At 75.9% G+C, this 14,452-nt stretch carries 10 protein-coding genes; 7 read left to right on the top strand and 3 right to left on the bottom strand.

Going from position 1 to position 14,452, the window contains the following annotated elements; translation table 11 throughout:
- Window positions 1-345: 345 nt before the first annotated feature.
- Together WMF27_RS42780 and WMF27_RS42775 are read left to right on the top strand one after the other, a co-directional pair.
- The gene (locus WMF27_RS42780; protein WP_437943547.1) at window positions 346-1,815 is read left to right on the top strand and encodes a hypothetical protein; all 1,470 of its coding nucleotides are present in this window, start codon (window positions 346-348) and stop codon (window positions 1,813-1,815) included.
- Between the two features lie 82 nt (window positions 1,816-1,897).
- Entirely contained in the window at window positions 1,898-4,723 is a 2,826-nt protein-coding gene (locus tag WMF27_RS42775) for an AAA family ATPase (protein ID WP_437943546.1), read from the top strand.
- On the opposite strand, the gene WMF27_RS42770 is transcribed toward WMF27_RS42775, so the two are convergent.
- The 3 genes from WMF27_RS42770 to WMF27_RS42760 form a co-directional block, all read right to left on the bottom strand.
- Window positions 4,702-5,085, bottom strand: coding sequence for a nuclear transport factor 2 family protein (locus WMF27_RS42770; protein ID WP_437763126.1), 384 nt, complete (start codon window positions 5,083-5,085; stop codon window positions 4,702-4,704). The genes WMF27_RS42775 and WMF27_RS42770 overlap by 22 nt on opposite strands.
- 43 nt (window positions 5,086-5,128) lie before the next feature.
- Complete coding sequence (locus WMF27_RS42765; RefSeq protein WP_437943545.1) at window positions 5,129-5,839, bottom strand: hypothetical protein; 711 nt, start codon at window positions 5,837-5,839, stop codon at window positions 5,129-5,131.
- Window positions 5,840-5,901: 62 nt separating this feature from the next.
- Window positions 5,902-8,706, bottom strand: a complete 2,805-nt coding sequence (locus WMF27_RS42760; protein ID WP_437943544.1) for a DUF4388 domain-containing protein — start codon at window positions 8,704-8,706, stop codon at window positions 5,902-5,904.
- 319 nt (window positions 8,707-9,025) lie between these two features.
- Here WMF27_RS42760 and WMF27_RS42755 point away from each other — a divergent pair, with 319 nt between their 5' ends.
- From WMF27_RS42755 to WMF27_RS42735, 5 genes are all read left to right on the top strand, one after another.
- Window positions 9,026-9,259: a hypothetical protein gene (locus tag WMF27_RS42755; RefSeq protein ID WP_437763129.1), complete on the top strand. Its 234-nt coding sequence runs from the start codon at window positions 9,026-9,028 to the stop codon at window positions 9,257-9,259.
- A 66-nt stretch (window positions 9,260-9,325) separates the two neighbouring features.
- Window positions 9,326-10,003 (top strand): sterol desaturase family protein, encoded by a 678-nt coding sequence (locus tag WMF27_RS42750; RefSeq protein ID WP_437763130.1) that lies wholly within the window; start codon window positions 9,326-9,328, stop codon window positions 10,001-10,003.
- A gap of 60 nt (window positions 10,004-10,063) precedes the next feature.
- A complete protein-coding gene (locus WMF27_RS42745; protein ID WP_437943543.1) occupies window positions 10,064-11,239 on the top strand; it encodes a hypothetical protein in 1,176 nt (391 codons plus the stop codon).
- A 255-nt stretch (window positions 11,240-11,494) separates the two neighbouring features.
- Window positions 11,495-13,156 carry an ATP-binding protein gene (locus WMF27_RS42740; protein WP_437943542.1) on the top strand — a complete coding sequence of 554 codons (1,662 nt, stop codon included), beginning with the start codon at window positions 11,495-11,497 and terminating at the stop codon, window positions 13,154-13,156.
- Window positions 13,153-14,322, top strand: coding sequence for a response regulator (locus tag WMF27_RS42735; protein ID WP_437763133.1), 1,170 nt, complete (start codon window positions 13,153-13,155; stop codon window positions 14,320-14,322). Before WMF27_RS42740 ends, WMF27_RS42735 begins: the two co-directional genes overlap by 4 nt.
- Window positions 14,323-14,452: the final 130 nt, after the last annotated feature.

Genomic DNA, 14,452 nt, shown 5'->3' with positions numbered 1-14,452 from the left:
CAACCTCCGGCCAGACCTCGACCTCTCCCCGGAGCCTCTCGACAGCTTCCAAGCACCGTGTCCACTCACACGGCAACTCCCGGCAGGCTCCGCTCTGAAGCTCACCTCCTGCCGGTCGGCCACGACATGCCGCGCTCGCGAGCTCGTGCTGGGCCCTCTGCTCGCTCTGCTCATTCACAGCGCGACCGCGCGCGGCGGAGCGACCGGTGTACGGGGTGAAGCGGCCCTGCGCCCCGGACGCCGCCCGGCCGGGGGGCCAGAGCGCCCCTCCCGCTTCCGAAGAACGGGTGATGGCGACGACGAGGTGCGGCCACACAGCCTCGACCAGCACCTCGGAGGTACCGGATGCAATGTAGGACATGGCAGGCGCTCTTCGCTCTCCCCGCGCTCGCGGCGTGCGCGGCGGTTCCAGACGAGCTGCCCCGCGCGCTCTCGGTGGAGGAGCCGCCCGTGGCCTCCGGCGCCGACGAGGCAGCCGCCTGCAGCGCCCTCGCGCCCGCGGGGCCCTCCATGAGCCTCGCGCTGCCGGGCACCGACCTGCTCGATCCTCAGTGGGTCCTCGGGGCCAAGGACGCGCCGGTCTATCTCTATGCCTCGTCCGCGATACCGGCGGGGGGCCGGGTCGTCCAGCGCGTCACCCTGGATCCCTGGTCAGCGCAGCCGCCCGCCTTCAGCGAGCCGGCGCTGGCGCTGGACGCAAAACACCAGACCATCCCGGGCGAGGCCTTCGCGGTGGCACAGCTCTATCCGCTCGACGACGATGACAACTTCGAGTCCGTGGTCGTTTACCGAGAGCGCTACACGACCCCCTTCCCGGATCCCCTGCCGCCAGGCGGCTTTTTCAGGACCGCGCGCGCCTGGAGCGAGGGCAGCGAGCCCTTCTCTTCCTGGTCGCAGCACATCGGCACGCACTACGGCGAACGCATGGTGTCGTTTCGTTCCTCAGGGGCGGAACAGCTCGCGATCACCGAGGTCCACGAGCCCGGCCCGCGGTACTCGATGGTGGCCGGCACCGTGTCGGAAGGGGTGGGCCACGCGATGTTCGGGATGTACCTCGGGTGCGCAACAACGCCCATCGCCGTCGATGCGGCACGGTGGACGCTCGTGGATGAAGAGGATACGGGATGGGTGCTGCACTACTGGCTCATCGGCGCCGCGCTGGGCGCGCCCACTGATTGGAAGCTCGGGTGGCATCCGTGCGACGTGAAGTACCCGGGCGTCGGACCGGCGACGACCATTTACCTGGGGCGGTACTCCGCAGACAGCATCAGCATCGGCTACAACGGCCAGGCGATGGCCTCGAATGAGGCGATCCACGAGGCCGCGCCGGTCGCGCGCCTCCGCATGGCCTCCCGCCCGGACGGCGCGTGGCTCGCCTGGACCCTCGCGCCGCTCGAGGACGCGCCGAGCGCGCTGCGCGTCGCGCGCATGACCCCTTCAGGGGAGGTCGCGCTGCCGCCCATCACCGTCCCCTCGTGCTCCACGCCCGTCGCGGAATCGCTGGCCGCCGAGCAGGTGGACGGAGACCTGGTGGTCGCGGTCGTCGAGACGAACACGCGCGGCAAGGACCGGATCGTGCTCCGCCGCCTCGACGCGGACGGCACGTTGACCTGGATGACCACCCTTTTCCCGGGAGGGAAGGTGGAAGGCAGCCTGTCGATGCTCGCGCAGCGCGGTCGCGGGCTCTTGATCGCGTGGGCGGAGCGGCCGTCGCGCTCGTCCGCCTCGCAGCTGCGCGCGGTGCGCCTCGGTTGCGCCGAGGGGTTCGCCGCCGCCACGCCCGTCTGCGAGACCGAGGACGTGATCCCTCAGTAACGCGGCACGCGGCCGCCGGCCTCCGAAACTTGGCCCGCCTTCGCCCCGCGTGCGAACCCCGAGCCCGGAGACCTCTGCAAGGATGACCAGCCCTCGCTCCCACGCCGAGCTCGTCACGCTGCGCAAGCTCGCGCAGGACCTCGCCGCCCAGCGCAAGGAGCGCCTGTCGAGCGTGCACCTCCTCGCGGCCATCGCCCTCAGCGGAGGCCCCGCCGCGGATCTGCTCCGCGATCGGCGGCTCGACGACGAGGCCCTGCTCAAGGCGACCCGCTCGGTCGACGACGAGGGGCCCGACCCGATCGGCCGGGCGATGGGGGGCGCGCGCGACGTCGCGAAGCGAGCGACCGCGAAGGAGCCCGCGGCGCTCCACCTGCTGCTCGCGCTCCTGTCCGACCGCAGCTCGGCCGCGCACCGCGCGCTCACCCAGTCGGGGGTCGACCTCGGGCGGCTGCGGACCGCGGCGCTCCAGATCGCGCTCGGCGTGGTGCAGGCGCGGCGGACGCCCGCGCGGCTGCTCCAGGACGGCGGCGCGCCGGAGACGCCGCCCGCGCCGGGCGCGACGCCCACCGCGCGCCGCGCCCGCGGCGAGGCCGCCGATCCGGGGCGCCCGCGCGCGCCGCGCACGTCCCAGGAGCTGCGGCCCGCCAGGGGCGCCGGCGTCGCCGTCCCGGAGCTGCGGCCCGCCAGGGGCGCCGGCGTCGCCGTCCCGGAGCTGCGGCCCGCCAGGGGCGCCGGCGCGCCGGAGTCACGGCCCGCCAAGAACGCCGGCCCGGGCGTCACGGTGCCGCTCTTCCCGCCGACGCCGCTGTTCCCGCCGGGGCGCCTCCGCCCCGCCGCGGCCCCGGCCGACGCGCTGGCCTCCGCCGAGCCGATCGCCGTCACGCCCACCCCCTCCCCGGCGTCCTCGGCCTCCCCTGCCCCCGCTTCCGCCGCCTACCCCGCCTCGCCCGCGCCGGGGCGGCCGCTCCCGCCGCTCGCGCCGCCGACCGCCACGAGCGCCGCCGCGAGCGCCGCCCTCGCGGCGCGCTTCACCCTCGACCGCACGCGCTTCCCGGCCCTCGCCTCGCTCGGGCACAACCTCTCGCTCGCGGCGGTGCAGGGGGAGCTCGAGCCGATCGTCGGCCGCGAGCACGAGATCGAGCAGGCGCTCGACGTCCTGGCCAAGCGCCACGCGAACAACCCCTGCCTCCTCGGCCCGGCGGGCGTCGGCAAGACCTCCGTCGCGCGCGGCGTGGCGCACCGGCTCGCGTTCGACGAGCGGGAGCCGCGCGTCGTGGTCGAGCTCGTGCCCTCGGAGCTCCTCGCCGGCACCGGCGCGCGCGGCGCGCTGAGCGAGCGCCTGTCCGCGCTCCGGTCCGAGGTCCGCGAGGCGGGCGGGCGGGTGATCCTGTTCATCGACGGCCTGTCGGAGCTCTTCGGCAGCGGCGCGCTCGACGAGGCGATGGCCGAGATCAAGCTCGCGCTCGCCCGCGGCGAGCTCACGCTGATCGGCACCGCCACGCCCGAGGAGTACAGGAAGAGCATCGAGGCCGACCCGGCGCTCGCGCGGCGCTTCACGATCGTCGAGATCGACGAGCCCGAGGAGGACGAGGCGTTCCTGCTGCTCCAGAGCGTCGCGGTCGGGCTCGGCGCGCACCACGGGCTCGCGTTCACCGACGAGGCGCTGGCCTCGGCCGTCGCCTGGTCCGTGCGCTACCTCCCCGGGCGCGCGCTGCCCGACAAGGCGCTCTCGATCCTCGACCTCGCGGGCGCGCGCACGCGGCGGCGCGCGTCGTCGGCGTCGTCGGCGTCGTCGGCGTCACGCGCGTCGCGCGCGGCGCCCCGTGAGCCCGCGCAGCCCGCGCGGCAGGTGGGCCCCGCCGAGGTCGCCGAGGTGGTCTCCGAGCTCGCCGACCTGCCGGTCGAGCGGCTGCTCGAGACCGATCGCGAGCGGATGCTCTCGCTGGAGACGCTGCTCGCCGAGAAGGTCGTCGGCCACGGCGAGGCGCTGGCGCGCATCGCGCGGGTGCTCCGCCGGAACGCGGCCGGCCTGCGCGCGCGCCGCCCGATCGGGTCGTTCCTGCTGCTGGGGCCGACCGGCGTGGGCAAGACGGAGACGGCGAAGGCCATCGCCGAGGCGCTGTTCCACTCGCCCGACGCGATGACGCGGCTGGACTTCTCCGAGTACGCGGAGTCGCACGCGGTCGCGCGCCTCGTCGGCGCGCCGCCCGGCTACGTCGGCCACGAGGCGGGCGGCCAGCTCACCGAGGCGGTGCGGCGGAGGCCGTACCAGGTGGTGCTGCTCGACGAGATCGAGAAGGCGCACCGCGACGTGCTCGAGGCGTTCCTCCAGGTCTTCGACGAGGGCCGCCTGACCGACGGCCGAGGCCGGCGGGTGGACTTCACGAACACGGTCCTCGTGATGACGTCGAACCTCGGCGCGGCGGAGGCCGGCGCGCTCCGGTCCGAGCGCTCCGTGGGCTTCGCCCGCACCTCCGCGACGGTGTCGCCCGAGCGCCTCGGGGAGGCGATGCTCGCCGCGACCCGCGCCGCGCTCCCGCCCGAGCTCTACAACCGCATCGACGAGGTCCTCTGCTTCGCGCCGCTCACCCGGGCGGACGTCGCCGAGATCACGCGGCGGCTGCTCGGCGGCCTGGAGAGCGAGCTCGAGGCGCGCGGCGTGGAGCTCGAGGTCGAGCCCGAGGCGATCGACGCGCTGCTCGACGCCGGGGGGTTCGACCCGGAGCTCGGCGCTCGGCCGATGAAGCGCACGATCGCGCGCCTCGTCGAGGCGCCGCTCGCGGAGCTCATCCTGCGCGGCCAGCTCGAGGAAGGGTCGGCGGCGCTCGTGGGCGTCGAGCAGGGCGAGGTCGTCGTGGACGCGATCGCGCGGGCCGGCGAGCGGCGCTACGCCGCGTGCTCCAGCTGAAGCCCGAGGGCCCTCGGATCGAAGTACGCCTTGAACCTCCTGATGGTGCCGGCCGGGTGCTCGATGACGCTCACGCCGTCGTACGAGAACTCCCCTCCATTGACCAGCTTTCCACGGCTCGTCCACTCGAGGATCGCGGCCTCGCCCGACTCGACGATGCACCGGAACTCCGACCGCACCTCGACGAAGGTCTGCCGGTAGCTGCGCCAGAAGTTGCGGGCGCCGTCGGGGCCGTGGAGCGGCCTCGAGATCGTCGAGTTGCTGAGCTCGGCGTCGGGCGCGAACAGCCGCGCCATGGGCTCGACGTCGCCGCTCTCCTCGATCCGACGCAGGGCTTCGATGAACTCGCTCGCAAGGGACATGGTGCCTCCTGCGGTGCGGGCGCGTGCAAGGGGCGGACCTCTCTCAGCGCGCGACGGAGCGCTCGTGCCGCCGCGTGACGACCGCGAGGGCGACGGCGAGCAGCGCGGCGAACAGGAACCCCCCGCCGAACGCGAGGCCGATGATCCAGGGCTGGATCGCCCTCCCCAGGCCGTCCGCGAAGCCCGTGGCGGCGGCGCGGCTCGCGCGCTCGATCGCGGCGCTCGAGCAGCCCGGGTCGCCGGCGGGGCACCCGGCGAGCTGCTCCATGAGCTCTGCCGTCCCCTCGCGCGCCGCGGCCCTCGCCGCGGCGCCCGTGCCCTGCTCGACGAGGGTGACGAGCGCCCGGTCGTGCTGGAGGGCGCCCTCGACTACGGCGCTGCTGACCGCCTCGCTCGTCTGCGCGATGACCGGCTCCAGGCCCTCGGCCTGCCGCCCGATCTCCGCCGCGCCGGCCCGGACCGCGTCGTGGACGATGGCCCCCACGAGCGGCCGCTCGCGCTCGCGCGCGCCCTCGGCCGGTCCTCCGGCGGGCCCGGCCCGGTCCTGCGCGCTGGGCTCGAGCGCCTCGAGCGTGCCGTGGGTCGCCTCCTTCGCCGCCTCGCGGACGCACCCCGGGGCGAGCACGAGGGCGGCGATCAGCGCCGCCGCGGCCGATCGACCGGAGCGCGCCGGCTCGCCCGTGCGCAGCGCGAGCAGCGCCGTCGCTCCGGGTCCGGGAGAGAGCGGGCATTGCACAGCCGCGCCGGCCTTCATCAACCGTGCCCGCCGCGCGTCCTGCGGAGCGCGCGGCGCCGCCCTCCCCGCGCCCGCGGCCGCTACGGCGGCCCCGCCTCGATCGCCCGCCGGTACCGCTCGCGCCGGTGCGGCTCGCGCAGGATCTCGTAGGCCTCGTCGAGCACCTCGATGACGAGCCGCACGTCGTCGAGCAGGTCCACGGTCGCGGCGGTGAGCAGGGTGGACGGCTCGAAGGCCTTCCGCAGCGCGAGGTACGCGCGGCGGATCTCGTAGTTCGTCGCGTCCCGCGGGATGCCGAGGATCGAGAAATAGTCCCCGTCCTCCACCAGCGCGAGCCGCGCCCGGACGCGCTGCCGGATCGCCTCCTCGTCGAGCGGATCCTCCACCGGCGGGGGCGGCGCCTCGGTGATCGACGGCGGGATGAGGACGTCGAGCACCTCCAGGCAGACGAGCGCGTAGAGCACGCTCGCGTTCTCGGGCTCCGCCGCGCTCACGAGCTCGCCGACGCTGCGGCCGCGCGCGGTGCGCACGAGCTCCTCCTCCTCGCGCCGCAGCGCGCACTCGCCGAGCAGGTTGCGCCGGACGCCGTCGTCGAGGCGCGCCCCCGGGCCGCCGAGGCGGCGCAGGGCGACCTCGGGGGCGATCACGCGGCGGATCGTCTCGACGAAGACCTCGGCGCCGGTGGCGCCGCCGAAGACGTTCGGCTCCGCCTTGAGGCGGCCCGGCGGCTCGGGCTCGAGGTCGCACGTGCCGGCCTCGACGAGCACGACGTGGCCGATGACCCACTCGGCGTGCGCGCGCAGCACCGGCCAGAGGTCGTCCTGGCCGAGGTGGCCGTGCGCGATGAGCGCCGCGCCGGCGTGCCGGCCCGAGGCGGGGAGCTTGCCCGCGAGCCGCGCGGCGACCTCGCGCTCGAGGTCGCCGCGCCCGACCAGGAAGGCGAGCAGCGTCTCCTCGGGGATGCTCGAGCCGGCGGTGACGAGATCGCCCTCGTGCAGGACGATGCGCCGCGCGCCCTCCTCGGTCGTGATCGCGAGGGCGCCGGAGGAGCGGCTGCCCACCGCGCGGGCCAGCGCGCGCGGCGCGTCGCCCGGGCCGAGCACCGTGGCCGAGGACACCCCGTCGGAGCTCGGCGCCTCGTCGACCGGCTCGAGCGCCATGGCGCGGCCGAGCCCGGCCGCGGTGACCGTGGCGGGCGCGGGAGGCACGAGCGGCAGCGCAGGCGGCGCGGGCCCACGCAGGGCCGCGCCGGAGATGGCCATGGACGGCGGAGCTGGCAGGGGCCCGCGGCCGAACGAGGACGTGCTCGGCGCGGCAGGCGGGCTCGGCGCGAGGAGGCCGCGCCCGAGCGAGCCGGCGCCCGCGCTCGCCGGGACGGGCCCGCCAGGAGGCGCCGGGGCGCGCCCCGCCGGGGCGGAGCGGGCCGGGGACGGCACGGGCGGCGGCTCGGGCTCGGCCCTCCCGACCGGCGACAGCAGCGCGGTCCTCACCTCGACCGAGGGAGGCGACACGAACGCGACGCCCGGAGACGGCGGCGGCGGAAAGCCAGGCGCGCGGGCGTCGCGGGCCTCGCGCGACCGGGGCGGCGGCTCGGTGACGCGCTGGCGCAGGCTCGGCTCGACGCGGCCCGACGGAGCGCGCGCCCAGTCGACGTCCTCGCCGCCGCGCGCAGGGCCGGCGCGGTCCCACGCGAGCTCCTCTCGCGGCGCGGGCGATGGCGAGGGCGACCGATCCCACGCGGGCTCGGGGCGCGGCGGCGGCGACGCGAAGGCGTGGGGTCGGCCCGCGTCGCGCGGGGTCGGCGGCGCGGCGTCGCGGCCGCCGCTCCGGCGCGCGGGACCGCCGAGATCGCGCTCCTCCCTGCCGTGCGGGTGCGCCTCCCTGTCGAGCGAGAGCGCCGCGAGCTCGGGGCCGGCGCGCTTCGTCGCGTGCGCCCCGTCGAACGCGGGCTCGGAGGCGCGGTCGTCCTCGTGCTCGTCGCCCGGCTCGGCGAGCTCGACGAGGGAGTCGCCGGGCCCTGTGTGCTCGGCGCGGGTGGCCGCCGGCTGCGGAGCGAGCGCGACGCCGTACGGGCCTTCGCTCGACCTCGGCTGCGAGGGCGACCCGGCGAGCGCCTGGGCGACGGCCGCGCTCGCGCCGGTCCGCGGCTCGTCCTCGTCCGGATCCAGGGGCTCGTCGAGGGCGGAGAGCAGCTCCGGCGACAGCATCAGGTCGACCTCCTCCTCGGCCGCCGGGATGCTCGACGGGTGCGCCTTCGCCGTGACCCGCTGCTCGGCGGCGACGAGGATCTCCTCGAGCTCCGGGCTGATCCGCGCCGGCAGGAGGCGCGGACCGACCTCGTCGCCGTCCTCCTCCGGGGGCGGCAGCACCGAGCCGACGTCGAGCGGGTCGAGATCGCTCGAGAAGTCGGGGTTCGACGGGACGTCGTGGTCGAGCGGCCCCGGCAGGCCGGCCTCGAGGCGCGCCTCGACGGCGTGCTCCCCGCGGAACCGCCCGGGCTCGGCGACCGCGCTCACGTGCGCGGCGAGCTCGGCGGTGTCGACCGGGCGCTCGAACACCTGCCCGAACAGCTGGGGATCGAGCTCCGCCGAGCGGACCGGATCCCCCACGAGGAGCACGGACGCGGCGACGCCGCCCGGCCGCAGGTAGAGGCGCTCGAGCGCCTCGATCGCGCCGGGCTCGTCGATGTCGACGATCACGACGCGCGGCGCGTCGCTCTCGAGGCGCGCGTCGAGCTCGGCGATCGGCGCCGCGATCACCTCGAAGCCCCGGCCCCGCAGCGCCGCGCCGATCGCCTCGCCGTCCGCCGACGCGTCGGCCAGCAGGATGGCGCCTTCGCGCGGGCGCGCCTGCACTGCTTCGTAGTCGTCGCGGGGCTCGGACACGGCGGTCATCTCGTGGCGGCGGCCCGGCGGAGCAGCGCCCAGGGGCCCGCATCGCCTGGACTCTCGACGGTCGTCGGCGGGCTGTCAAACGCGATCGCGGCCCGCTCGCGTTCCCGCTCGTGTTCCCGCCGCGCAACGCAGCTCCCGCCACGACCGCCCCGCCGGCGCGGCGAGGTCTTTACCCCTGCCGCGCTGGGGGCGCCCGGCCGACGTCACCTCCGCGACGCGAGCGCGGGCGCGCGATCCACGCCGCCGCGCGTCGCCGCACGCGGGCGCGGCGGCGCCCCCGCTGCGGGCGCCGCGTGGTAGACGTCGACGCATGGTGCTCGGCGCTTCCCACAACGAGATCGCCCTGACGGCCTTCCTGCTCATCGTCGTGCTGCTCGCCGCGAAGATCGGCCGCATCGGCGAGGCGATCGGCGGGCTGTTCGAGCGGGACGCGCCCGCGACGGACGGCGGCGCGCCCGGGGACGGCGCGGAACGGGCGGAACGGGCGGAACGGGCGGAACGGGCGGAACGGGCGGAACAGAGGGACGAACGCCAGGAAAGCTGAGCGCGCCCCCTCGCCGGCGGCCTCGCCCGCGCTTGCGTTCTGTTTTTTTGGAATTCATAGTTTCCGATGGTCGTGAACGAGCCGGCCTCGCCGCGATCGCGGCGGCGCGCGGAGATCGCGGCGCGGATCCCGCGCGGGTACCGCCCGGCGCTCCACCTCGCGGCGCCCACGCTGCTCGGCGCGCTCGTGCTCGCGGCGGCGGTGCGCCTCCTCGACGCCGTCGATGCCGTCGAGCTCGTCGCGGTGCCGGCGACGCTGCTGCTCGGCCTCGCCTTCGAGTGGTGGGCGCACAGGTCGGTGCTGCACCGGCGGGCGCCGCTGCTCGGCGCGCTGTGCGAGCGGCACGAGCGCGAGCACCACCTCGCCTTCACCGCCGACGACATGGCGCTGCGGAGCGCCCGCGAGCTCTGGCTGGTGCTGACGCCGCCCGCCTCGGCGCTCCTGGTCCTCGCCCTGCTGCTGCCGCCCGCCGCGGCGGCGGGCGCCCTGTTCTCGCCGGACGCGGCGCTGCTCGGCCTCGCGACGGCGATGGCGTTCTTCGTCGGCTACGAGTGGCTGCACCTCGCCTATCACCTGCCGGCGGACAGCCCGGTGTACCGGATCCCGGGGCTCGCGCGGCTCCGCGAGCACCACCGCAGGCACCATGATCCCCGGCTCATGAAGCGCTGGAACTTCAACGTGACCGTGCCCGTGTTCGATCTCGTCCGCGGGACGCGCTGGTCGCCGCCGCGCAAGGGCGCGTAGCCGCCGCGCGGGGCGCGCCCGCCGGGGCGTCCGCCGCGGCCGTGTGCTAACGGGTCGCGCGTGCAGCCGCGGACCAGAGACGGCCTCGTCCTCCTGCTCGTCGGGGTCCTGCTCGGCGGCGGCGTCGCCTGGCTCCTCGGCCGCCGGCGGGAGAGCCCCCCCGCGGCGCCGCGCGCGCTCGACGCCGTGCCCGCCGGCGCGATGCTCGTCGCGACGCTCGATCTCCCGGCCCTGCGCGCCTCGCCCGCGTTCGCCTCGTTCCTGCGCGAGGAGCGCGAGATCCCGGGGCTCGGCAAGGTGCGCGACGTGTGCGGCTTCGACCCGGTGGCCGCGTTGACCGAGGTCGCGATCGCCATCCCGGCGGCGGGCGAGGGCGGCGAGTTCGGGCTGGTCGCGGCAGGCGCCGTGCAGGACGAGGCGCTGCTCGCGTGCGCCTCCAAGGTCATCGAGGCCCGCGGCGGGCGGCCGGTCGTCTCCGGGATCGGCAGCTTCCGCGCGGTGCAGGACTCGAGCGCCGAGGGCCACGGCGAGATCGCGGTGCGCCCCGGGGGGCCGATCCTGCTCGGCGGGGGCGCGTACCTGCGCGCCATGATCGACGCCGCCGAAGGCCGCGCCGGCAGCGTCGGCGCGAGCGGCGCGCACGACGACATCGCCCGCGCCGTGGGCGAGGGGGCGGCGCGCGTCACGGTGGTGCTCACGCCCGAGCAGCGCGCCGAGATCGGGCGCGAGCTCGCGCTGAGCGGCTCCAGCCGATCGCCCGCGGCGTCCCTGCTCTCCGGCGGCGCCAGCGTCGCGCTCGGCCCGGAGATCGCCGTCCACGCCGCCGTCCTCTGCGACGCGGAGGCCCCCTGCGCCGCGCTCGGCGCGGAGCTGCGCGCGGCGCGAGACGCGCGCGCGGCGGACCTCGCGACGCGGCTCGTCGGCTTCGGCGCCCTGCTCGAGCGCATCGCGATCACGGCCGAAGGCAAGGCGCTCCACGCGCGCGTCAAGCTGTCGCCCGAGGAGGCCGGCGTCCTCGTCGATCGGCTCGCCTCGCTGCGCGGCCTCCGCCAGCCTGCGCTCGCGCCCAGGCGGCCGCCGGCGCAGGGAGACAGCGACGCGCCGCCGCGCGGAGACGCCGCCCCGCCGCCGCGCGGAGACGCCGCCCCGCCGCCGCGCGGAGACGCCGCCCCGCCGCCGACCGATGAGGTTGTCACACCTCCGCGGCGAGCGAAGCCGGACGGCGGCGCGCCGTAGCGCGTGGACCCGCGCTGGCGAGCAGCGCGTGAACGCGCCGGGGAGAACCGACCGCCGCGTCGCGCTGCCGCGGCGCGGCTCCGTCGATTCCGTGGTCTGCCTGACGAGCGCGCCGCTCCGCCGCCCAAAGCCGCGCGGCGCGCCCGATCGGGCCCCCACGGGCTGCCCCGAACTCCTGTAACCTGAGCGGTGCCTTCCGACGGGATCGGCGCTCCGGTCTTTCCCGCCGCGCAGGAGGCGGGTGGGGCACATCGCATGCAGGTCGTCCGGATCTCCGCCTTCGTGGTCGTCGGGACCCTCTTTCTGGTCGCCCTCTGGGCGCTCCGCCGGCGGCTCCACGCCCGCGAGCTCGAGCTCGCGCGGAAGGCGCAGGAGCTCGCGGCGAGCCGCGCCGCGGAGCAGCGGCTCTGCGAGGAGCTCGCCGAGGCGCGGCGGGCCGAGGAGGAGGCGCGCAAGGCGAGGGAGGAGGCCGTGACCGCGAGCCGGTCGAAGAGCGCGTTCCTCGCCAACATGAGCCACGAGCTCAGGACCCCGCTCAACTCGATCCTCGGCTTCGCGCAGCTCGTGGAGCGCGACCCCTCGCTCGCCGACCGGCACCGCGAGAACCTCGCGGTCATCTGCAAGAGCGGCGAGCACCTGCTCGGCCTCGTCAACGACATCCTCGAGATGGCGAAGATCGAGGCCGGCCGCATGACGCTCGTCGACGCCGAGTTCGACCTCCACGACACGCTCTCGGGGCTGTCGGAGATGTTCGCTGTCGAGGCCCAGAAGCGGGGCCTCACGCTCACGGTCGAGCGGGAGCAGGACGTGCCGCGGCACGTCCACGGCGACGAGGGGAAGCTGCGGCAGGTGCTGATCAACCTGCTCGGCAACGCGCTGAAGTTCACGCCGCGCGGGTCGGTCACGCTGCGCGCCTCGGCGCGGCGCGCGACAGGCGCGCACGACGGCGCGGCGGCGGGGCGGGTGCGGGTGTCGTTCGAGGTGACGGACACCGGCCGGGGCATGGCCAAGGCGGAGCTCGCGGAGCTCTTCGAGGCGTTCGCGCAGACCACGACCGGGCGGCAGTCGCGCGAGGGCACGGGCCTCGGCCTGCACATCAGCCGGCGCATCGTGCGGATGATGGGGGGCGACATCCGGGTGGAGAGCCAGGTCGGCCGCGGGACGACGCTCCGCTTCGACGTGCGCCTGTCGCTGGCCGACGCGCCCGACGCCCGCGCCGGCGGCGCGGCGCGCGCTCCGGCGGCGCTCCGGGCCGTGGGGCTCTCGCCGGGCCAGCCGAGGTACCGCGTGCTCGTGGTCGACGACCGGTGGGACGTGCGCCACTGCCTGCTCAAGCTGCTCGACTCGGTGGGCGTCGAGGCGCGCAGCGCGACGAACGGGCTCGGCGCGGTGGCGCAGTGGGAGACGTGGGCGCCGCACCTCGTCCTGCTCGATCTCCGCATGCCGCTGCTCGACGGCTACGAGGCGGCGAGCCGCATCAAGGCGAGCGCGCGCGGGCACGAGACGGTCGTCGTGGCGATGACCGCGAGCGCGTTCGAGCAGAACCGGGCGCTCGCGGCGGAGGCGGGGTGCGACGACTTCGTGAGCAAGCCGTTCCGCGACGCGGACATCCTCGGCCTCCTGACGAAGCACCTCGGGGCCCGCTTCGACTACGAGGAGCGCCCCGCCGAGCCCGGCGCGGCCCAGGGGGCGCCGGCCGTCGACCTCGCCCGGGCGGCGGCCGGGCTGCCCGCCGCGCTCCGCAAGGACCTCCGGCGGGCGGCGACGCGGCTCGACGCGAAGGCCGTCCAGGCGACGCTCGATCGGTTCCGGCCGGAGGACGCGGACCTCGCGGGGGCCGTGGCCGAGCTCGCGCGGGGGTATCGCTTCGACAGCATCTTGGCGCTATCGAGCGCCGACGAGGAGGAGCCGTCATGACGGACACCGACGCAAAGCCAGCCCCCCGCGGGGCGGCCCCGGGCGCGCGGCCGGAGCGCCCCGGAGAAGAGCCCGCGAGCATCCTGATCGTGGACGACATGCCGGCGAACCTGTCGCTCCTGACCTCGATGCTGACGGCGCAGGGCTACGAGGTGCGGGCGGCGATCAGCGGCGCGATGGCGCTGATGTCGGCGGCGGCGGCGCCTCCGGACCTCATCCTGCTCGACGTGAGCATGCCCCACATGGACGGCTACGAGGTGTGCCGCCGGCTCAAGGGGGATCCCGGGACGGCGGACATCCCGGTCATCTTCCTGAGCGCGATGACCGGCATCGGCGACAAGGTGATGGCGTTCGACGCGGGCGGCGTCGATTACGTCACGAAGCCGTTCGAGCTGCGCGAGGTGCTCGCCAGGGTGGGGACGCAGCTGCTCTTGCACCGGCAGCGCCGGGAGCTCGAGCGGCAGCGGAGGGAGCTCGAGGAGCGCTACGCGCAGGTGCGCCAGATGCAGGCGGCGCTGCGCGGCTACCTGTCCGATCGGGCGTGGGAGAGCATCGAGGAGAGCGTGTCGTCGAACCGGCCGAGCCCGCCGGCGCGCGAGGTGCTGACGGTGCTGGTCAGCGACATCGAGGAGTTCGTGCGGCTCTCGGAGAGCGAGGAGCCCGGGCCGCTGATCGCGGATCTCAGCCTCTACATGGCCACGGTGGCGCAGATCGTCTACGACCACGCGGGCGAGGTCGACAAGTACGTCGGCGACGGCATGCTCGCGTTCTTCCGGGGCGCGAGCGACGCGCTCGCGGCGGCGCAGCGGATCCAGCGGAGCATCGCGGCCTTCAACGAACATCAGCGCTCGCAGGGCCGGCCCGCCTTCCCGACGCGGCTCGGGCTCTCGACAGGGCCCGTCCTCCTGGCGATCATCGGGTCGAGCGGCAGGCGGGAGTTCACCATCATCGGCGATCGTGTGAACACCGCGTTTCGGATTCAGGCGCAGGCGAGGGCCGGCGGCCTGCTGATGGATGAGGCGACGTTCACCGCGGCCGGGAGCCCTGGAGAAGCGATGCCCGCGCTGGCGCGGATCCGGGGAAAGCAGGGAGAGGAGAGGCTCTATGCGATCTCGCCGGAGGCGATGTTGGCAGGAGCAGAGGGCAGCGGGGCGGACGGCGGTTGAGCGCTCACGCTCGCTCCCGGCCCGATAGGCTGGCTATTCAAGGCTGCTCCCCCGCCTGATCGTGCTGCCCCGCACCGCCGGGGCCATTCGAGTTCCAGCGCCTGGATCGTGCTATCTGCCGAAAACGTTC

Origin of the sequence: Sorangium sp. So ce281 (assembly GCF_051527395.1) — a bacterium.
GTDB lineage: Bacteria > Myxococcota_A > Polyangia > Polyangiales > Polyangiaceae > Sorangium > Sorangium cellulosum_B.
This window is presented reverse-complemented; position numbering and strand designations above follow the sequence as displayed.

Excerpts from the sequence above, each read along its gene's own strand:
- WMF27_RS42750 (WP_437763130.1), top strand. The coding sequence starts at position 9,326 with ATGGTCGTGAACGAGCCGGCCTCGCCGCGATCGCGGCGGCGCGCGGAG.
- WMF27_RS42755 (WP_437763129.1), top strand. The coding sequence starts at position 9,026 with ATGGTGCTCGGCGCTTCCCACAACGAGATCGCCCTGACGGCCTTCCTG.
- WMF27_RS42780 (WP_437943547.1), top strand. The coding sequence starts at position 346 with ATGCAATGTAGGACATGGCAGGCGCTCTTCGCTCTCCCCGCGCTCGCG.
- WMF27_RS42740 (WP_437943542.1), top strand. The coding sequence starts at position 11,495 with ATGCAGGTCGTCCGGATCTCCGCCTTCGTGGTCGTCGGGACCCTCTTT.
- WMF27_RS42770 (WP_437763126.1), bottom strand. The coding sequence starts at position 5,085 with ATGTCCCTTGCGAGCGAGTTCATCGAAGCCCTGCGTCGGATCGAGGAG.
- WMF27_RS42775 (WP_437943546.1), top strand. The coding sequence starts at position 1,898 with ATGACCAGCCCTCGCTCCCACGCCGAGCTCGTCACGCTGCGCAAGCTC.
- WMF27_RS42765 (WP_437943545.1), bottom strand. The coding sequence starts at position 5,839 with ATGAAGGCCGGCGCGGCTGTGCAATGCCCGCTCTCTCCCGGACCCGGA.
- WMF27_RS42735 (WP_437763133.1), top strand. The coding sequence starts at position 13,153 with ATGACGGACACCGACGCAAAGCCAGCCCCCCGCGGGGCGGCCCCGGGC.